18 protein-coding genes are annotated in these 18057 nt (G+C 61.6%); 12 read left to right on the top strand and 6 right to left on the bottom strand.

The window, feature by feature from the left end:
- Nucleotides 1-533 precede the first annotated feature (533 nt).
- Nucleotides 534-800, bottom strand: coding sequence for a metal-sensitive transcriptional regulator (locus VVR12_RS07665; protein ID WP_368550605.1), 267 nt, complete (start codon nt 798-800; stop codon nt 534-536).
- Between the two features lie 65 nt (nt 801-865).
- Here VVR12_RS07665 and VVR12_RS07660 point away from each other — a divergent pair, with 65 nt between their 5' ends.
- Genes VVR12_RS07660 through VVR12_RS07650 form a run of 3 tightly spaced genes read left to right on the top strand, consistent with a single transcriptional unit; the run spans nt 866 to nt 4008 of the window.
- Nucleotides 866-2548: an FAD-dependent oxidoreductase gene (locus tag VVR12_RS07660; protein WP_368550604.1), complete on the top strand. Its 1683-nt coding sequence runs from the start codon at nt 866-868 to the stop codon at nt 2546-2548.
- Nucleotides 2548-3399: a sulfite exporter TauE/SafE family protein gene (locus tag VVR12_RS07655; protein WP_368550603.1), complete on the top strand. Its 852-nt coding sequence runs from the start codon at nt 2548-2550 to the stop codon at nt 3397-3399. Before VVR12_RS07660 ends, VVR12_RS07655 begins: the two co-directional genes overlap by 1 nt.
- A 27-nt stretch (nt 3400-3426) precedes the next feature.
- Nucleotides 3427-4008 carry a rhodanese-like domain-containing protein gene (locus VVR12_RS07650; protein ID WP_368550602.1) on the top strand — a complete coding sequence of 194 codons (582 nt, stop codon included), beginning with the start codon at nt 3427-3429 and terminating at the stop codon, nt 4006-4008.
- 225 nt (nt 4009-4233) lie between these two features.
- On the opposite strand, the gene VVR12_RS07645 is transcribed toward VVR12_RS07650, so the two are convergent.
- Nucleotides 4234-5793, bottom strand: coding sequence for an MDR family MFS transporter (locus VVR12_RS07645; RefSeq protein WP_368550601.1), 1560 nt, complete (start codon nt 5791-5793; stop codon nt 4234-4236).
- Between the two features lie 189 nt (nt 5794-5982).
- Here VVR12_RS07645 and VVR12_RS07640 point away from each other — a divergent pair, with 189 nt between their 5' ends.
- The 3 genes from VVR12_RS07640 (at nt 5983) to VVR12_RS07630 (ending at nt 7677) form a co-directional block, all read left to right on the top strand.
- Nucleotides 5983-6582, top strand: a complete 600-nt coding sequence (locus VVR12_RS07640; RefSeq protein ID WP_368550600.1) for a YdhK family protein — start codon at nt 5983-5985, stop codon at nt 6580-6582.
- A 480-nt stretch (nt 6583-7062) separates the two neighbouring features.
- Nucleotides 7063-7338: a DUF6355 family natural product biosynthesis protein gene (locus VVR12_RS07635; protein WP_368550599.1), complete on the top strand. Its 276-nt coding sequence runs from the start codon at nt 7063-7065 to the stop codon at nt 7336-7338.
- A gap of 6 nt (nt 7339-7344) precedes the next feature.
- On the top strand, nt 7345-7677 hold the full coding sequence (locus VVR12_RS07630) for a hypothetical protein (protein WP_368550598.1): 333 nt from the start codon (nt 7345-7347) through the stop codon (nt 7675-7677).
- Between the two features lie 73 nt (nt 7678-7750).
- Here VVR12_RS07630 and VVR12_RS07625 read toward each other — a convergent pair whose 3' ends face one another.
- Nucleotides 7751-8383: a hypothetical protein gene (locus VVR12_RS07625; protein WP_368550597.1), complete on the bottom strand. Its 633-nt coding sequence runs from the start codon at nt 8381-8383 to the stop codon at nt 7751-7753.
- A 95-nt stretch (nt 8384-8478) separates the two neighbouring features.
- On the opposite strand from VVR12_RS07625, the gene VVR12_RS07620 reads away from it, so the two are divergent.
- A complete protein-coding gene (locus tag VVR12_RS07620) occupies nt 8479-9159 on the top strand; it encodes a DUF4839 domain-containing protein (RefSeq protein ID WP_368550596.1) in 681 nt (226 codons plus the stop codon).
- A gap of 60 nt (nt 9160-9219) precedes the next feature.
- On the opposite strand, the gene VVR12_RS07615 is transcribed toward VVR12_RS07620, so the two are convergent.
- Both VVR12_RS07615 and VVR12_RS07610 read right to left on the bottom strand, forming a co-directional pair.
- Entirely contained in the window at nt 9220-10056 is an 837-nt protein-coding gene (locus VVR12_RS07615) for a hypothetical protein (protein WP_368550595.1), read from the bottom strand.
- Between the two features lie 100 nt (nt 10057-10156).
- On the bottom strand, nt 10157-10729 hold the full coding sequence (locus VVR12_RS07610; RefSeq protein WP_368550594.1) for a TetR/AcrR family transcriptional regulator: 573 nt from the start codon (nt 10727-10729) through the stop codon (nt 10157-10159).
- Nucleotides 10730-10817: 88 nt separating this feature from the next.
- Here VVR12_RS07610 and VVR12_RS07605 point away from each other — a divergent pair, with 88 nt between their 5' ends.
- The 5 genes from VVR12_RS07605 (at nt 10818) to VVR12_RS07585 (ending at nt 17595) form a co-directional block, all read left to right on the top strand.
- Nucleotides 10818-12131 (top strand): NtaA/DmoA family FMN-dependent monooxygenase, encoded by a 1314-nt coding sequence (locus tag VVR12_RS07605; RefSeq protein WP_368550593.1) that lies wholly within the window; start codon nt 10818-10820, stop codon nt 12129-12131.
- Between the two features lie 18 nt (nt 12132-12149).
- Nucleotides 12150-12902 (top strand): NADPH-dependent F420 reductase, encoded by a 753-nt coding sequence (locus VVR12_RS07600; protein ID WP_368550592.1) that lies wholly within the window; start codon nt 12150-12152, stop codon nt 12900-12902.
- A gap of 137 nt (nt 12903-13039) precedes the next feature.
- Nucleotides 13040-15025: a M13 family metallopeptidase gene (locus VVR12_RS07595; RefSeq protein WP_368550591.1), complete on the top strand. Its 1986-nt coding sequence runs from the start codon at nt 13040-13042 to the stop codon at nt 15023-15025.
- Between the two features lie 301 nt (nt 15026-15326).
- A complete protein-coding gene (locus VVR12_RS07590) occupies nt 15327-16487 on the top strand; it encodes a zinc-dependent metalloprotease family protein (protein WP_368550590.1) in 1161 nt (386 codons plus the stop codon).
- A gap of 319 nt (nt 16488-16806) precedes the next feature.
- Nucleotides 16807-17595: a glycosyltransferase family 2 protein gene (locus VVR12_RS07585; RefSeq protein WP_368550589.1), complete on the top strand. Its 789-nt coding sequence runs from the start codon at nt 16807-16809 to the stop codon at nt 17593-17595.
- Nucleotides 17596-17712: 117 nt separating this feature from the next.
- Here the strand turns inward: VVR12_RS07585 and VVR12_RS07580 are convergent, their stop codons facing one another.
- Nucleotides 17713-18027 (bottom strand): low molecular weight phosphatase family protein, encoded by a 315-nt coding sequence (locus tag VVR12_RS07580; RefSeq protein WP_368550588.1) that lies wholly within the window; start codon nt 18025-18027, stop codon nt 17713-17715.
- Nucleotides 18028-18057: the final 30 nt, after the last annotated feature.

The raw sequence follows: 18057 nt of genomic DNA, 5'->3' as shown, positions 1-18057 counted from the left end.
ACCCTCCATACCCTGCAGTCGAGACACCCGCCGCTGATGTGGGAGGATGCACCCCGCGGCGCGGTTTACCATACATTACCTCTGAGTAATCACTACACGTGTCGTCTAAAACGACAACCTCTAGTTTGGCCCTGTAGCCCTCATCTACTTTCATCAGGAAAACATTTCAAAATTGCATCACATGAGACCCGATAGACACTCGTTGCTTAAGAAACAGAAACGATGTTGTCCGTATTTATAAAGCATTCCCAGTCCACCCCCCCTTTTTTGACCGACCCATAGGAGCCGGTTTTACCCAACCACCCTCATGACTCAGAAAAGACCGTCACGCCGGGCCGCCGACGATATGGGGCAAATCGGCGTTTACTCACCAATGAGCGGCACCAACCGAGAAAGTCAGACCACACCTACCCACAGAGACACGCCCAGATGCGGTTGATGAGATTAAGACAGAAATGCCCCGTGCATCACTCCCCGGCCAGCAACGACCTTCGAGTAATCCACGGGGCATCATCAGATGCTCCAAACCTTCCCTACGCTAGTGAGAGGAACATCTTCTCCATCTGTGCAATATTGAGCTCCTGCTCGCCATCTTCACCATTGACAACACACTCACGTAGACCGGTGGCAATGACCACGAACCCAGCGCGATCGAGGGCTTTCGACACGGCAGCGAGCTGGGTGACGACGTCCTTACAGTCACGACCCTCTTCGATCATCTTGATGATGCCGCCAATCTGACCCTGGGCGCGCTTGAGGCGGCGCACCACGCCTTGAAGTTCTTCAGTATCTAGTTGCATACGCTTATTCTACAATACCCCCGCGGGTATTTGACAAATACCCCCAGGGGTATCACTATAGAGTTATGAAAACTTCTTCAGACCCCTCAGGTGCCCCTCGCACCATCGTCATTATCGGCGGCGTGGCTGGTGGCATGAGCACCGCCACCCGCCTGCGTCGCCTCGACGAAAACCTCAACATCGTTGTGCTCGAAAAGAGCGGATATGTCTCGTTCGCCAACTGTGGTCTGCCCTACTACGTCGGTGAGGTCATCACCGACCGCTCCGCCCTCCTTCTTCAGACCCCGCAGTCCCTCGCCGAGCGGTTTGCCCTTGACGTACGCGTCAACGCCGAAGCGACTGCCATCGACCGTGAAAACCAGGTTCTCACCGTGCGCTCGGGCGAGAATGAAACGTACCAACTGCACTACGACCAGCTCGTGCTCTCACCGGGCGCCCGGCCCGTCCTACCGCCTATCCCCGGTATCGAAAACGCCTTCACCTTGCGAGACATCGAAGACACCGACCGCATCCACTCGGCCGTGTCCAACGCCAAGAGTGTTGCCATCATAGGCGGTGGTTTCATCGGAGTAGAAGTCGCAGAAAACCTCACCCATCGCGGCATCACCACTCACCTCATCGAGTTCAGCCCGCAGGTGATGGCGCCCCTCGACCCGGAACTTGCCTCCCTCGTCCACGACCGGTTGCGCGATAACGGTGTTCACCTGCACCTCAACGCCGCAGCCCAGGCGATCACCGCAAGCGGAGTCACCACCAACACCGGCGAAGAGATACCCGCCGACGTCGTGATCGCCGCGATCGGGGTACGCCCCGAGACCACTCTGGCGCAGGACGCCGGCCTGGAATTGGGCCCGTTGGGAGGCATTGCGGTCAACGAGAAACTGCAGACTTCGGACCCCAATATCTTTGCAATCGGCGACGCCGTGGAGAAGCGTGACGGCATCGGGCAAGCCACCGCGCTCGTCCCGCTGGCAAACACCGCCAACCGCCAGGGTCGCGTTCTCGCCGATATCCTGTGTGGGCGCGTTCAAAAAGACCGCCCCTCGCTGGGTACCGCGATCGTCGGCGTCTTCGGTTTGCAGGTGGCAGCCACCGGATGGAACGAGAAGCGGTTACTCGCCGCAGGCAAGAAGTTCCGCACGATACACACGCATCCCTTCGCACACGCTACCTACTACCCCGGCGCCAAACCCATGGCGTTGAAGCTACTCGTCGACCCCGACACCGACGCCATCCTCGGCGCTCAAGGCGTGGGTGAAGACGGCGTGGACAAACGCATCGACGTTATTGCAACGGCAATGGCTGGTGGGCTGAGGGCTTCCGATCTGGCCGACCTCGAGCTTGCCTATGCACCGGCCTACGGTACCGCCAAAGACGCGCTGAATATGCTCGGTTACGTCAACCAGAACCTGGCAGACGGTACCGCGAACTCCAATCAGTGGCACGAACTGGCCGCCGCCCAACAGGCAGGAGCCACGGTGATCGATGTGCGCTCCCCCGGTGAGTTCGCAGCCGGAGCAATCCCCGGTGCGATCAACATCCCCGTCGATGAACTTCGGGATCGTCTCGACGAGATACCCTCGGAAGAGGTAATCGTGCACTGCGCGGTAGGTGTACGCGGTCACACCGCTGCCCGCATCTTGGCAGCACACAACGTCGTTGCCAAGAACCTGGACGGCGGTTTTAAGACGTGGGTTGCCGGCCAGGCTGTCACCCAACCCGCTACTCAAACGGAGTCGGTTCGCTAATGTCTACACTGCTCATTGCCCTCATCGGTGGAATCGTGGTCGGCCTGCTCATCGGTGGGCTCGGCGGCGGTGGAGCAATCCTCAGCATCCCGGTGTTGGTCTACGGAGCAAGTTTTTCGGCCCACGAGGCCACCGTCGCTTCGTTGATCATCGTGGGCATCGGCGCGCTGGCCGGCCTGGCCCCGCACCTACGCCGCGGCAACGTGCGCTGGCGGGAAGGCGCGATTTTCGGCGGCCTGGGCATCATCGGGTCGTTTATCGGCAGCCGGTTGGCCGTGGGCATCGACGGTCGATTGCTGCTCACCCTGTTCGCGGTGCTACTCCTGATTGTTGCCGGGTTAATGATCCGCAAGAGCCTGCGGGGCCCAGCGCCTCGCCGAGCGGATCGGACGGTGCAGTCAGATCCAGCCGATCAACCCACCGCGAGCGCAGACCGCACCGGGGAGAACGGGCCGGCCGGCGGCGTCCTGGGTGGAGTGAGCAAACCGCGCCTGGTGGCAACGGCCAGCGGCGTGGGTCTATTGACCGGTTTCTTCGGCGTAGGCGGCGGGTTCGCGATCGTACCGGCGCTTTCGCTCGTGCTGGGGTTCAGCATGAACACGGCGATCGGCACCTCGTTGCTCGTCATGCTCATCAACAGTCTGGTCACGCTGGGGCTACGCGCCGGTGAGCTCGCGCAACTCGACTGGACGATCGTGGCCCCCTTCGCGGGCGCGACGATACTCGGCACTGTGGCCGGTGCCCGACTCATGTCTCAGGTTCCTCGCCACGTACTGCAGCGCGGTTTCGCCGGGTTCCTCATTCTCGTGGCGCTCTACATGCTGGCGCAGAACGTCCTTCATCTTTCATAAAAAATAACTATTTCTAGGAGAACTATCATGGCACTTCCCTTCAAGACATCGGTTACTGATCTGGCTCAGATGCGAGAGGAGGGCCGCGACCTGCTTTTGCTCGACGTGCGCACCCCCGCCGAATACGAAAGCTCGCACATTCCCGGTAGCGTCAACGTTCCGCTGAATCTGATTGATGAGCATCCCGAGGAGCTCAGCGCCGACATTGATCGCGACACCGTCATCATCTGCCGCTCGGGCGCCCGCGCGCAGCGAGCGCAACAAAAACTGGAGAGCGTGGGTATCACTGGGCTTTCAGTACTGGAGGGCGGCATGGAGGCATGGCGCTCGTCCAAGGAATTGCCGCTCAACCAGGGTAAGGCCCGCTGGGATATGGAGCGTCAGGTGCGCTTGGTGGCCGGTTCTATTGTGGGCGCGGGCGTTCTGACCAGCACCGTGTTCCCGAAGGCAAAGTGGCTTTCGGGGGCGATCGGTGGCGGCCTCGTGTACGCCGCGGTGAGCAACTCCTGCATGATGGGTGAGGCCTTGGCGAAGTTGCCCTATAACAAGGGCAAGGACGTCTCGCTCAAGGAGGCGCAGCGCCAGTTGCGTGAGCACCGCGCCCAGTAGGTTCTTCCTACCGGACGCCGGTGTGGGCTGGCGAAACGCCCGGGCGTGAGGCAGTTTGTACCCCGAAAATCACCCAGTATGTCAATAAGGACATACTGGGTGATTTTGCGGGTACAAACTTTCGGGGACGGGGCCGCGGTCAACATTTCGCGGTCAGCACCGCGGCCAACCGAAGACCCGAACCGCGGCCAACCCCACGGGGAGACCGCGTTGCCCGCTGCGTCCTTAGTGGTCAACCACCTGTTCGGACGCCGGCAGGGCGGCCCGACGCGGCAAAATCAGCGCCACGACCACGGCCACCAGCGAGAGGCACGCGGCGACCAACAACGCCAGGTGCACGCCGGCTGCCTGAGCCGACACCGAGGTGGGGTCGCCGTCGAAAGCTTGGGCGCCGATGCCCATGAGCGCCACGAAGATCGCGGTGGACGCCGCCGAGGCAACCTGCTGCACCGTGGTCATCGCCGAAGAACCGTAGGAGTAGAGGCGGCCCGGCAAGGACCCCAGGCCCAGACCCATCATCGGGGTGCTCATGAACGGGATCGAGGCGCTGAGCACGAAGTAGGTGGCCACGATGAACCAGACCGGGGTGCCGGCGCCGAAGAAGGTCATCAGCCAGATCGCGCCGGAGAACACCATCGCGCCGGGAATCACCAGGGCGCGGGCGCCGAACTTATCGGAGAGCCCGCCGACCACGGGGCTGAGCAGGGCAGATGCCACGCCACCGGGCAGGAGCACCAGGCCGGTGGTCAGCGCGTTCATGCCCAGCACGTTCACGGTGTAGAGCGGTAACAGCACCGAGCTGCCCAGCAGCACGCCCATCGCGGTGGAGGTCATGAGCACGGTCAGCACGAACGGGTAGTAGGTGAACACGCGCAGGTCCATGAAGGGGCTCGCGCCGCGCTGCAGTCGCAGCTGCCGCCAGACGAAGACCGCCAGGATCACCAGCGAGACCACGATGAGTAGCCACGGATTGACCGCGGGGCCGGTGGATTCCTCGGTGACTCCCGCGCCGTGGGACGCCCCGCCCAGGGTGGAGAGCCCCATCACGAGTCCGCCGAAGCCCAGGGTGGAGAGCACCATCGAGAGCAGGTCGAGTTTTTGGTCGGCGCCGCCTTCGGGGAGTGACGCCGGGGCCAGCCGCGCGCCGGTCAGCAGGGCGACGAGGCCGATGGGGAGCACGGCGAGGAAGAGCCAGTGCCAGCTGGCCACACCGAGGATCAGTCCGGAGACCGTGGGGCCGAGGGCGGGCGCGGCGGAGATCACCATGCCGATCAGCCCCATGGCGCGTCCGATACGGGCCGGCGGCACGAGCCGCATCATGGTGGTCATCAGCAGCGGCATGATGATGCCGGTGCCCATCGCTTGCAGGATGCGCCCGGCGATCAGGAATCCGAAGGTGGGCGCCAAACCAGCGGAGAGCGCGCCGAGGCAGAAGAGCGCCATCGCGCCGCAGAAGACGGTGCGGATGCTGAAGCGGGAGATGATGAATCCGGAGGCCGGGGTCACCACGGCCATGGTGAGCATGAACCCGGTGGAGGACCACTGGGCGGTGCGAGCGTCGATGTTGAAGTCTTCAATGAGAGAGGGCAACGCGACGCCAAGCAGGGTCTCGTTGAGAATCAGGATGAAGGCGGCCACGACCATGACTGCCAGCAGCAGAAAATCGGCGCGATCAAGTTTGTGGTGATTGATCGGTGCGTCGTGAGAGCCGGACGCGGCCTGCGACCCGGTCACGGGGTGCAGCTCGCCGGTGGAGTTGGGCTGGGGAGAATTGGTTTCATGCACAAGTATCAACCCTACCGGTCGTCGGCGGGGCAACAGAAGAGTTGTGAGGTTAGGCGTTGGTCATATTCGGCGGACTTTCAGGGACATCCCAGCCCTGCGGCATATCCTGAGATCAGGGCCACATTAAATCAGCATGACACCTGGTCGCGCCGGAGTTCGGGCGACCGTTGTAGAGAAGGAGTATCCGATATGTTCCGCACCCCCGCCCTGTTCGCCACCGCCGCGGTGGCCGCCCTGACCCTGGCCGGATGTGGGGCGAACGGTTCCGGCGATGCAACCAGCCAGTCTTCGTCGTCGAGCCAGTCGGCCGCGGCGTCGGCGAGCGAGTCGATGGCAGGTCACGGTCACGGCCACCACCAGCACAGCATGGACGGCGGCGCGGCACCTGCCGGTATCGCCGAGGCCACCAACCCCAAGTACCCGGTGGGCACCAAGGTCACGCTGAACGCCGACCACATGGAAGGTATGAAGGGCGCCCCGGGCAAGATCGTGGGTGCGTATAAGACGACCACCTACGCGGTGGATTACACCCCCACGGACGGCGGCGAGCCGGTGAAGGACCACAAGTGGGTGGTGCAGGAGGAGCTGAAGGACGCCGGCAAGAACCCGCTGAAGGTCGGCGACAAGGCTGTGATCGAGGCAGAGCACATGCCGGGCATGAAGGGTGGGGAGGCGACGATCGCCGAGGTCACCGACCAGACCGTGTACATGGTCGATTATGAGGCCGACGGCATGACGATGACCAACCACAAGTGGGTCACTGAGGATGAGGTCGCCCCGGCAAAGTAACTGCGTCGTCGCTAAAAGCCAGCGCGCAGAGAAGCGGAGAGAGCAAACGCGAAGACCCCGTTTAGGCCCTCGCTTTGCTTTGATGCACTTAAGTCTCTAATGGCCCTCGGAATACCTGCCGCGCCACAGCCATTAGATCTTCGTGTAATTTTCCATACAGATTGTGACGTGAGAAATATTTTTAGTGAGTATATTTTTATTTCAAATTCTTAACACAGAAAGAGTTTCTCGCAATCCGCCAGATACATTTCGCTTGCACCTGAGTCGCGGAGCTACAGCTCCCAGACGGGGCGTCACCACCACCCCAGCACTAGGTCCACCCTGCGGGTTGTTCCACACCCGGGTTGTTTCCATCTACCACAAGCCCCGAGAAAATTCACGGGCCCCTCAAAGTAACAATATTTATTTACTTTCAGGATCAGATGCCTCGTGTTAGATTTAATGTGTCACACAACACAATCACTCGAGGGGTTGGCCGTCATGAATAGAAACTTTAAAAAGCTCTCCGTCGGTGCAGCAACCCTTGCGCTAGCAACTGCCGGATTTGGCCCCGCCACAACACCCGCATTGGCTATGGAATGTGGTTTTCAGGTTCTAGGCCATGATTATTGGTACAACCATTGCGGCACCGGCAACGTTCAGGTGCAGGTGGATCGACTTATTGGCAACGAAGAAGCCTGTTTTGGCCCCGGTGCTACCCCGGTGTCTCGCACCTTAAACCGCCCCACCAATGTCTTCGCTAATGGTTCCTGCTAAATCAACATGACACTTCACCTACGTCTGATCACCGCCGCCTGCTTCGCCCTGGGTGCGACCTTCGTCGGCTCTCAGGGGCTCACCCCGGTCGCACTGGCGGCCATGCTCCTCTCGGTCGGGTTCACCCTCTACGCCAGCACGGCGCAGACAGAAACGGGTAAGAACAGCACAGTTCCGGTCGTCGCGGTCAGCACCCTCTCTACCGTCATCTCGCTGAGCGCGCTCACCGCCCAGGCGTTGCCTGTGGTCGTGATCTTCGCACTCGCCGCAGTACAGCTAGTGGCATGGTGCGCGCTCTGGTGGGTACTCACCCGCACACCTCAACGCACCGCCTTCTAACCCCGAAACCAGTTAAGAATTAGGGAGGGGCCGTCTCACCCGAGACGGCCCCTCCTAGTTCTTCATGCAAGCCTCACCGCAACCAGACGAACAGCGCGGCAACCAGACAGCCGCCCAGCGTCCCGAGCACGAGTTCGGGACCGCTATGGCGCTTCAGCGTATAGCGCGACCACACCGTGGCCGCCCACATCGCCGCGCCCGCGCCGAACATCAGCGGTTGAGCCGGCAGGTACAGCGGGGCGACCAGGGCCGTCAGCACCGCCATGAACGCGTGGATGCTGATCTTAATCTTCAGGTTAATCAGAAGGACGGCCACCAGCGTGCCGATCGCCAGGTTCACCATCAGCCGCACCTCGTGGGTGGTGTCGGCAAAGTTCAAGGCCACCGCGCCGACCAGCATTGACACCAGCGAAATCACGTAGAACCGGGTGCGCTGCTGCCGCACCTGAATGAAACGATCCGTGGTGCTGCCCGTGCGGTGCATGTAGATCGACAGCGCCTGTGGGATCCCCACCAAAAACACCAGACAGATCGCCACCGGCGCTACCCATGTGGGATCGGTGACCACCGCGATCAAGGTGAGCAGAAAACCGACCAGGAAGAAAGGAGAAAACACCTCGGTGACGGCGGTCGCCAGGGCATGCCGCGGTGCGCGGTTCGGGGTCTGCCGGGGGCCCTCCGGGGTGGTCTGCGACAACTGGTGCATATGAGACACAGGGTTCCTTACGTGGGTCTATTCGCTATGCTAGTGCCTTTACCCGCACGCCCGAAACCACGGCCTACTTGCCAGAAAGCAACCACATGACCTCTGACAAGCACTCAGCGCCCCAGACCGAGAACGATCAGAATCTCCCCGAAACCCCGAAACGTTCTCGGCGCCGAAGTGCCGAATCGCGGCATGTGGATCGCGCGCGTCCGGTGATGAAGTCAGAGAAACTTACCGTGTACCGCCTCGGGTGGATCGCCGCGGTTATCGCGGCGTGCGTGTTGCTGTTCGTCGCGCTCGAATCGTGCATCGTGGGTAGAAACGACCCCCACCCCACCGAGACCATGCCCGCAACCATGTCGCCGAACGGGGCGGTCTCCGGACCGGGCGCAGACCTGCTCCCCCACGAAATCCAGAACCGTGACACCACCCAGCCGGTGATCACCGCCGAGAACGAAGAGTTCGCCGAGATCCTCCGCGATCAAGAGTGCGACGCGCGCATCGGCGACTTCGCCCAGAACAACCGCGGCCGCACCATCGAATTCGACGCACACATCGCCTACGTCGAACACCGCTCGAAAGACTCCCGACGCGTGCTCTACGCCGGACCCGAGGGCAACCTGACCGGCCCTCGGTTCATCTACATCCCCGGGGATCTCAACCCCGCAGACTCCGCCGTCACCGCCACCCGAGCGGGGCAAGAAGTTCACGTTAAAGCAGTCGTCGACCGCTACGAACGCGAACAGTGTCTGTTCTTCATCCGAGCGGTCGACTAACCCGCGGCCGGGTGCCGGTTCACGGCGACCCGACCTCACCGGCATACGCCGAAGCGGAGCTTACTGCGCCTTGGCCGCCTTGACGGCGTTGAAAAGATCCAGCTTCGACATCCGCGAGCGCCCACGAATGCTCAGCGCGGTCGCCTCGCGGTAGAGCTCGGCGCGGGTGATCTTGCGGAACTCGTCGTCGGTCACCTCCACCGGCAGGGTCTGCTGTTCCCTGCCGGACGCCGGGGTCGCCGACGGGGTGGTCAGGGCGGCTTCGGCGGCGGCCACGTCTGCGGCATTCGCGCGCGAGTCCTCGACCTGGCTCGAGGTTTCCACGGCGGAGGCGGCGACCTCTTCGGAGGCCCCGCCGAACTCGATCAGGGTGTCGTCGTTCGATTCCCGAGCGACCGGATCAGGCACCTGCTGCGGCTTCTCCGGGGTCTGCTTCTTCGACTTCTTCACCGGCTTCTCGGCAGACTTCTCTGCCTTTTTGGCGTTCTTCTTCGCGGGCTTCTTCAGCTCTTCGAGGTCCGCACGATTCGGGGCCTTCTCGCCCTTCTTCTTGGTAGCGGCCTTCTTGGCATCGGCCTTCTTGACCCCGGCGTCCTTCTTCTTGTCGAGCGACTTCTTCTCAGCCTTCTTCGACTCGGCCTTCTTATCCGACTTCTTGGCTTCCTTCTTCTTCGAATCCGCCTTCTTGGTCTTCTTGTCGTCCTCGCGAGGCACCCAGACCTTGTCGACCTTCTCGTACTTCTTCTCGAGCTTCTCCTGGGCCTTATCCAGCGCGCGCTCGGTGTCACCGTGCTTAGCTACCGACTTCTCAAACGCCTTCACAAAGCGCTCCTGAACCTTCGACTCCGAACGCTTAACCGACTTCGGCAGCTTCGGCTCGATCTTTTTCTTGCCCACGGTGAGTCCTTTCAGAACAGTGTGATGATGAGCGTTTGCCCCTTACTCTAGCCCCTGCGGGTTAACAATCGCAGGATCACCCGCGCCGTGGGGTAGACCGCTATGGCTTTAGACGCCAGCCGGTAGCCAAGAGTTCGAAAAAGACCTCGGGTTCGGCAGAGTGCTGAGTGGCCCACGCCATTCCCAGTGTGGCTAGGTAGAGCTCTCTGCCGCTGACGCTTTCCCGTACGTATCCGTCTGCACGTGCCACCGCCAGGAGCGCATCGAGTTCGGCGATCACATCTTGGCATTGCATGGAGAGTGGTGAGTTATATTCATCCACCGCACGCCGTAGGGGGTCGGTCAATCCTTCGTAGGTAGCGAACCAATCACCGAGGGCTTTGAGCCAGACGGTGAGGGCGGCCAGCGAGTCCTTACCATTACTCAGAGCTTCAACAGGCACATCAGGCTTACGCAACCCTCGCTCGGCTAATACCGCGGCGACCAGCGACTCTCGATTGGGGAAGTTGCGGTAGAGGGTGCCGGCACCTACACCCGCCTTCTTAGCGATGGCATCCATGGAGATGCTCAGACCGTCGTCCTCGAAAACGGTGGCGGCGACGTCCAGGATTTTTTGGCGGTTGCGGGCAGCGTCCGCGCGGGGACGGCGGCCGGTGGAGCGGGGTTCAGACATAACTTTTATTCTAACCTTGATAAGTGGAGGGGTTCTCCATATACTCTAACAAGTAAACGGAATAACCCTCCACATAGAAAGTTTGACCATGACAGACCGAAAAATGCTCATCGGCATGCAATTGGGAAACGGTTACGGTTCACAGGTATCTGCATGGAATTTCCCCGGAGTTGACCCCCTCAACTACACCAACCTCGACTCCCACGTGCGCTATGCCCAAAAAGCCGAACGCGGTAAATTCCAGTTCCTCTTCTTCCCCGACTTTCAAAACGACAGCCAGGCCTCCAACGCCGAGGCGCCGCAGCTGACCATGGACCCCTTTATCACCATGGCCGCTATCGCCCGCGAAACCAAAAAGATCGGCATGGCCTCCACCGCATCCACCTCCTGGAACCATCCCTACAACCTCGCCCGCCAGCTCAAAACACTCGACGTCATGAGTGGTGGCCGTATCGGCTGGAATGCCGTGACCGGTTCCGACCCGCGCTCCGCGGCGAATTTCGGGGAAGAGATGAAGTCCAGCGAAGAACGCTACACCCGCGCCCACGAATTCATTCAGATCACACAGGCACTCTGGGGTTCCTGGGGTGAGGATGCCTGGGTGGCAGATAAGGAAAAGGGCATCTTCGCCGACAAGTCCAAGATCCGCCCCATTAATCTCAGCGGCACCCACTTGGCCTCCGCGGGGCCGTTACCGATCCCGCCGTCCAAGCAGGGGCAACCTGTGATCTTCCACGCCGGTGGTTCTCCTAACTCACTGACCATCTCGGGCCGATACGCCAACGTAGTCATCGGCGCGACCTTCACCATCGAAGATTCCATCGCACAGCGCCAGCGGGTACGCGACGCCGCCAAACAGTTCGGGCGCGACCCCGACGAGATCAAGTTCATCGCCGGTATCATGCCCACCATCGCGCCCACCAAGCGCCAAGCCCTCGACCGCCGCGGAAAGTTCGTGGAACCCAAGATCCGCCAGCGCGTCTCCTACCTCGGCATGATGCTGGGAACCACGCTCTACCCCGAGGACCTCGACAAGCCGGTCGACCCCGAGTTCCTCACCCACGCGCGTCCTAACCCCGCAGACCCCCGCTCCGCCAAGGCCCTAGAGATCGCCCGCGAAGGCTGGACCGTGCGCGACATCCTCTACCACGGCATCATCGACTACCACCCTTCACCCATCGGCCCGGCAGAAGTCACCGCCGACCACATGACCGAATGGTTCGAAGCCGGCGCGGCAGACGGCTTCTGGGTCTCCCCCGACGTCTACGAAGACGGCATCGACGTCTTCGTCGACGGCGTGGTACCGATCCTTCAGGCACGCGGGCTTTTCCACACCGACTACGAGGGCGAGACCCTCCGCGACCACGTCGGCGCACCCTACCAATACGGCCTCAACAACTAACCCGTGAAAGGAAATCCCATGAATATCGGAATCGTAGGCACCGGCCACATCGGCGCCACCCTGGTTAAGAAACTCTCAGCGGCAGGCCACAGCGTAAAGGTCGCCAACTCGCGCGGACCCGAAACCATTGAAGCGGATCTGTTGCAAGACGGTGCTCAACCGGTCACCGCCACAGAGGTGTTTGAAGACGTGGATGTGGTCATCCTCTCCATCCCCATGAAGGTATTGCCCGAGTACCGTGAACTCGCCATGGGCCTGAATGATTCGGTGGTGCTCATCGACACCTCCAACCACTACCCCATGCGAGATGGAAAGCTACTTGAAGATAGTAAGGACATCGAGGCTGAGTGGGTTCAAGAGTCCCTGGGCCGCCCCATTGTTAAGGCGTTCAACGCCATCGGCGCGCCCGCGCTCGCCGGCGACGGCCGCCCCGATTGGGCCACCGGCCTGATCGCCATCCCCATCACTGGTGACCGCGAAGAGGACAAGGCAACCACCATCTCCCTCATCAATGACATAGGCTTCGATGCCTACGACGCCGGTGCCATCACCGAATCCTGGCGAATCCAACCGGGCAACCCCGCCTACTGCACCGACCTGACCCTCGACGAACTACCGCAGGCGCTAGCGAACGCCAACGCGGAACGGGCACCGAAGTTGCGTGACATCTTCGTTGAGGCAGCCTACGAGCGCATGACCGACGCCGCCGAGACCAACCCTCCTGCGGACTGGGGTGTGCAACTCTCCCGCATACTCTACGCACCCAAATAAAGATAAAACCATACCCACCGACACCTGCCACGTACCCCATGGTGCGTGGCAGGTGATCACCATTTTCGGCTTCACCGCCCGCATAATTGCCGGCGCCCCATTTATCACCGGCACCGGCGCGTCATAAGATAAGTGCCATGGCTCATAAACCCTCCGGCATCACCCGCGAACACATCGACCCGAACACCGCCCCCGGTGACAACTTCTTCCGTCACGTCAACGGCGCCTGGCTCGACACCCACGTCATTCCGGCAGACCGCCCCAAGGACGGCGGCCTCTACACCCTGCGTGACCAAGCCGAGGCGGACATCCGCGCGATCGTCGAACGCATCGCCGAGGAGGAGCCCACCTCCCGCATCGGCGCCCTCTACAACGCGTTCATGGACACCGAGAAGATCAACGCCGACGGTGTGGCCCCGTTGATCGACGAGGTGCAGAAGATCCTCGCCGTGCAGACCCGCGAAGAGCTCCTGCAGCTCATGGGCGAACTAGATCAGGTGGGTATCGGCTCCCCGTTCGGTTGGTACACCTCCATCGACGCGAAGAACCCCACCCACTACGTGGTGCACCTGACCCAGTCGGGCCTCTCGTTGCCAGACGAAAGCTACTACCGCGACGAGAAGTACAGCGAAATCACCGCCGCCTTCAAGGAACACGTAGCGCAGATGTTCGAGCTGACCGGGCTCGACAAGCCCTTCGACATGCGTCCGCAAGACATCGCCCGCCATATCTTCCAATTCGAATCGGAGATCGCCCAGAAGCACTGGGACCGTGTGCAGCTGCGCGACGCCGATAAGAAGTACAACCCCTACCCCGCCGCCGAGCTGAACGAGGCCTTCCCCGGTTTCGACTACACCGGCTGGATCAAGGCGCTGGGCTCCTCGGTGGACTCGTTCGGCACCGTAATCGTGGGTCAGCCCAGCTACTTCGAGGCGATCGGCAACCTCTGGAACTCCGCCTCTGTAGAGACCTGGAAGCTCTACTTCGTGTGGCTGACCATCCACGCCCGCGCACCCTACCTCACCGACGAGATCGTGCTGGCGAACTTCCAGTTCTATAAGAAGCTCTCCGGCAGCGAGGAGCTCCGCGAGCGCTGGAAACGCGGCATCTCCCTGGTCGAGGGAGCCGTGGGCGAAGAGCTGGGCCGCAAGTACGTGGCCGTGCACTTCCCGCCCGAGTACAAGGCGAAGATGCTGGAACTGGTCGAGAAGCTGCTCGTGGCCTACCGCCGCTCCATCGAGGGCCTGGACTGGATGACCGATGAGACCCGGCAGCGCGCTCTCGAGAAGCTGTCAAAGTTCCGCACCAAGATCGGTTACCCCGATAGCTGGCGCGACTATTCGCTCATGGAGGTCGTGCCCGGCGACCTGCTCGCCAGCGTCCGGGGGGCGGCGCAATTCGAACACAATTTTCAGCTAGGCCGCATCAACACCCCGGTGGACCCGAACGAGTGGCTGATGTCGCCGCAGACCGTCAACGCCTACTACATGCCCCCGGCCAACGAGATCGTGTTCCCGGCGGCCATCCTGCAGCCGCCCTTCTTCGATCCCGAGGCCGACGACGCCGCGAACTTCGGCGGCATCGGTGCGGTGATCGGCCACGAGATCGGCCACGGTTTCGACGATCAGGGTTCGAAGTACGACGGCACCGGCGCGTTGAACAATTGGTGGACGGACGCCGACCGCAAGGAATTCACCGCCCGCATCGCCAAGCTGGTGGACCAGTACAACGAATTCACCCCCGAGGGCCTGGACCCGGAGCAGTTCAAGGTCAACGGTGAGCTGACCCTGGGTGAGAACATCGGCGACCTGGGCGGTTTCTCGATTGCTTTGCGCGCCTACAAGATCGCGCTAGCAGACCAGGGGTTGACCGTAGAGACCGCTCCAGTGATCGACGGGATGACCGCTCTGCAGCGCATCTTCTTCGCATGGGCGCAGGCCTGGCGCACCAAGTCGCGGCGGGAACTTGCCGAGATGATGATCTCGGTGGATCCGCACTCCCCCGACGAGTTCCGCGTGAACGGCGTGGTGCGAAATGTGGATGAATTCTATGAAGCCTTCGATGTGACCGAAGAGAACGCCCTGTACCTGCCCCCGGAGGAGCGGGTTCGTATCTGGCTATAGGTCGGTACAGGGGTTCCGCTTATTGGAACTGCGTCTATGGGTGTTCCGCTCAGGGACGCCCCACCGAGGGGCCGGGTTTTTGGCGAGAGGCCGTATGTCATGCGGCCTCTCGTTGAGAACCCGGCCTCTCGGCGAAGAAGTGGCGCTGGCGTCCACTTTAAGTGGGAATATATCCCCTGATCAGGCGCATATCTAGCCGCACAATAGCGGGTTCGCCTCACCGAATTTCCAGATTATTCTCGAAACGTCACCCGCACAGTCATAGAGGCACCCAACCAATCACACAGAAGTGAGTGTCTTCATGCGAATGAACCTGCGAACCACCCTCAGCGCCATCGCACTGGCCGCCCTCGCCGCAACGAGCACCGGCGTCCCTGCTCAGGCATACCCCTATGCAGCCGAAGTCGCCGGCGCCCCGGCGACCAGCTCGTCCTCGACCTACGACTCCGATGGAGACGGCATCCCCGACTCCTGGGAGACCCAGGGTTACGACGCGAACAACGACGGCCGAGTCGACCTGGATTTTCCCGCCTGGGGTGCAGACCCGATGAAGAAAGACATCTTCGTTGAAGCGGATTATATGCAAGGGCTCATGGCCAGCCAGTCTGAACTAGACGCCATAGTTGACACCTTCGCGCGCTACCCCGTGCCCAACCCCAACGGTAGCCAAGGCATCAATCTGCACATCGACGCCGGACGCATCTACGCCGGCACCAAATACGACCTCGGCGGTGGCGAACAGATCCCCAACGTCACCCTGCAGAACGAGGTGACCGTGGGTCAGCTACGCGATCGCTACTCCGACCCCGCGCGTCACGGCATCTTCCACTACATGGTCTTCGGCGACTACTACACTGACGCCCCCGGCTCCTCGGGTATCGCGCAGATCAACGGTTTGAACTTCGCGGTCACGCTCGGCCCGACCCACTGGGGTAACGTCTCTAGCGAAACCACCATCGGCACGTTCATTCACGAATTGGGTCACAACCTGGGTCTGCGCCACGGCGGCAATGACGAGGTCAACTTCAAACCCAACTATTTCTCGATCATGAACTACCGGTACCAGATTAAGGGCGTGCCGCGCACCGACGGTTCGCGCTACTTCGGTTACTCCGATCATGAGTACACTCCGCTGAACGAACAGGAGATCTACGAAGAGGACGGCTTGGGCCAGGCGGCGCGCGGTTGGCTCTATGACTACCGCCCTAACGCCCACGCCGATCAGCCCATCGACTTTAACGATTCCGGACGCATCGATGACGGGCCGGTACGCGCCGACGTGAATAACGACGGTTACCTGGACACCCACCTCAGCGCCCCGAACGACCTGCGCCTGATGCGCTTCCAGGCACGTGCGCGCGGCGATTACTACTACGGATACGGTGCCGGGGTGTTGCGCACCGAGGTGGCCGACGACGAGTTGACCGTGCACGAGGCACACTCTCACGACCTGCTCGATTAAGGACGCCGGCAGCCCCCCCCCGGGCGGGCATTCGTCGAAGGGCCGCTCTACCGTCGAAAGGCCGTCAGCAGGGCGGGCATTCGTCGAAGGGCCGCTCTACCGTCGAAAGGCCGTCAGCAGGGCGGCCCCTCGACAGGGACGCGGCCCCTCAGCGAAAGGGGCCCCCACCCCCCTCACAGGGGGTTCTCGTTTCTCAGGCTTGTCTAATCTACACTTACAAATAAGAAGGTTGATAAAAGCACCGCACGGCTGATGACACCTTCCCTGGCTCGCTGATGAGCGGGCAGATCATTATGTCTATTTATGGGGAGAAGTTTCTATGACCGTGCGCCTGAGTCACGTGGGAGTGATTATTCCCGCGCACAACGAGGAGCGCGAGATCGTCCGGTGCGTCCGGGCCGCCACCGCAGCCGTCAACGCCTGCCGAGCCGAGCGTCCTGACATTAACTTCTCGATCTGGTGCGTGGCTGACTCGTGTACCGACGGCACTGTGGCGACCGTTCGCCACCTGATGGGGGACAACCCCGACGTGCACCTCGTGCAGGCAAGCTACCGTTCCCCCGGCCCCACGCGCGACCTGGGCATCCACCGCTTCATCGACTACTGCGCACGCACCGGGTCCACCTGCGACGCCTCAACCACGTGGATCGCCATGACCGATGCAGACACCGTGGTGCCCGTGCACTGGTTGATCGATCAGGTAGCCGCCGCCGAAAGCGGAGTGCACGCGGTGGTTGGCACGGTGCAACCGCGCGTCGAGGAGATCGGCGAACTCGGTTACCGGCTCTGGCGCGAACGCCACGACTTCCGCGAAGGCCACAGCCACGTGTTCGGCGCCAACCTCGGCGTGCTGCTCGGCGCCTACCAGGCGGTCGGCGGCTTTCTGCCGCTGGAACACTCCGAGGACGTCACGCTCGTCGACACCCTCGAAAAAGCCGGTTTTACCCTGCTCAAGACAGACCGCGTTCGGGCGGTCACCTCGGCGCGCACGGAGGGTCGCGTGAAGCACGGGTTCAGCACCTACATCAGCGACCTACTCCGTGAAAATGGGTTAGCTGGAGATAGCTTGCCACAGGCTGGTATTACCACAACAAATCCATCGGGATAGATTTTTCGGCTTTTTCTTAAACCGGGAAACCTTTAATCGAGTGAGTTAACTAGCTGGCTTACGCGTTTCTCCACATCATCGAGAATCAGGTTCATTCTTTCCATACCCTCAACACCATCAACAGAGGGTTCCACGGTGTCCCAGCGTTCGGCGCGCACGCCCTGGGGGGGCGTCCACCTGCGCCTCGTTGCCCAGAATGACCAGCACGTCGGTTTCTGCCAGGGTCTGTTCGTCAATCGCCTTGGGGTGCTCACCGGTGACCGAGTAGCCTCGGGCTTCCAGCGCCTGGACCGACTCGGCGTTCAGCGCCGAACCCGGGTGGGTTCCACCGGAAAGAACCCGATAGCGGTCGCCGGCGACCTTGCGCATGACGGACGCCGCCATCTGAGACTTGCCGCCATTTTTCTTGCATACAAAAAGTACGGTTTTCATGGTGTTCTCCTCCTCGAGAAATAGGGGTGG

It is taken from the genome of Rothia sp. LK2588 (genome assembly GCF_040946465.1).
Classification (GTDB): domain Bacteria; phylum Actinomycetota; class Actinomycetes; order Actinomycetales; family Micrococcaceae; genus Rothia.
Note: the sequence above shows the minus strand (reverse complement) of the source record. Positions and strands in the feature narration are given on the sequence as shown.

What these genes read in the sequence shown, in the direction of transcription:
- VVR12_RS07630 (WP_368550598.1), top strand. Translation starts at nt 7,345, where the DNA reads ATGACACTTCACCTACGTCTGATCACCGCCGCCTGCTTCGCCCTGGGT.
- VVR12_RS07605 (WP_368550593.1), top strand. Translation starts at nt 10,818, where the DNA reads ATGACAGACCGAAAAATGCTCATCGGCATGCAATTGGGAAACGGTTAC.
- VVR12_RS07625 (WP_368550597.1), bottom strand. Translation starts at nt 8,383, where the DNA reads ATGCACCAGTTGTCGCAGACCACCCCGGAGGGCCCCCGGCAGACCCCG.
- VVR12_RS07635 (WP_368550599.1), top strand. Translation starts at nt 7,063, where the DNA reads ATGAATAGAAACTTTAAAAAGCTCTCCGTCGGTGCAGCAACCCTTGCG.
- VVR12_RS07580 (WP_368550588.1), bottom strand. Translation starts at nt 18,027, where the DNA reads ATGAAAACCGTACTTTTTGTATGCAAGAAAAATGGCGGCAAGTCTCAG.
- VVR12_RS07650 (WP_368550602.1), top strand. Translation starts at nt 3,427, where the DNA reads ATGGCACTTCCCTTCAAGACATCGGTTACTGATCTGGCTCAGATGCGA.
- VVR12_RS07655 (WP_368550603.1), top strand. Translation starts at nt 2,548, where the DNA reads ATGTCTACACTGCTCATTGCCCTCATCGGTGGAATCGTGGTCGGCCTG.
- VVR12_RS07600 (WP_368550592.1), top strand. Translation starts at nt 12,150, where the DNA reads ATGAATATCGGAATCGTAGGCACCGGCCACATCGGCGCCACCCTGGTT.
- VVR12_RS07620 (WP_368550596.1), top strand. Translation starts at nt 8,479, where the DNA reads ATGACCTCTGACAAGCACTCAGCGCCCCAGACCGAGAACGATCAGAAT.
- VVR12_RS07585 (WP_368550589.1), top strand. Translation starts at nt 16,807, where the DNA reads ATGACCGTGCGCCTGAGTCACGTGGGAGTGATTATTCCCGCGCACAAC.
- VVR12_RS07665 (WP_368550605.1), bottom strand. Translation starts at nt 800, where the DNA reads ATGCAACTAGATACTGAAGAACTTCAAGGCGTGGTGCGCCGCCTCAAG.
- VVR12_RS07660 (WP_368550604.1), top strand. Translation starts at nt 866, where the DNA reads ATGAAAACTTCTTCAGACCCCTCAGGTGCCCCTCGCACCATCGTCATT.
- VVR12_RS07610 (WP_368550594.1), bottom strand. Translation starts at nt 10,729, where the DNA reads ATGTCTGAACCCCGCTCCACCGGCCGCCGTCCCCGCGCGGACGCTGCC.
- VVR12_RS07590 (WP_368550590.1), top strand. Translation starts at nt 15,327, where the DNA reads ATGCGAATGAACCTGCGAACCACCCTCAGCGCCATCGCACTGGCCGCC.
- VVR12_RS07640 (WP_368550600.1), top strand. Translation starts at nt 5,983, where the DNA reads ATGTTCCGCACCCCCGCCCTGTTCGCCACCGCCGCGGTGGCCGCCCTG.
- VVR12_RS07595 (WP_368550591.1), top strand. Translation starts at nt 13,040, where the DNA reads ATGGCTCATAAACCCTCCGGCATCACCCGCGAACACATCGACCCGAAC.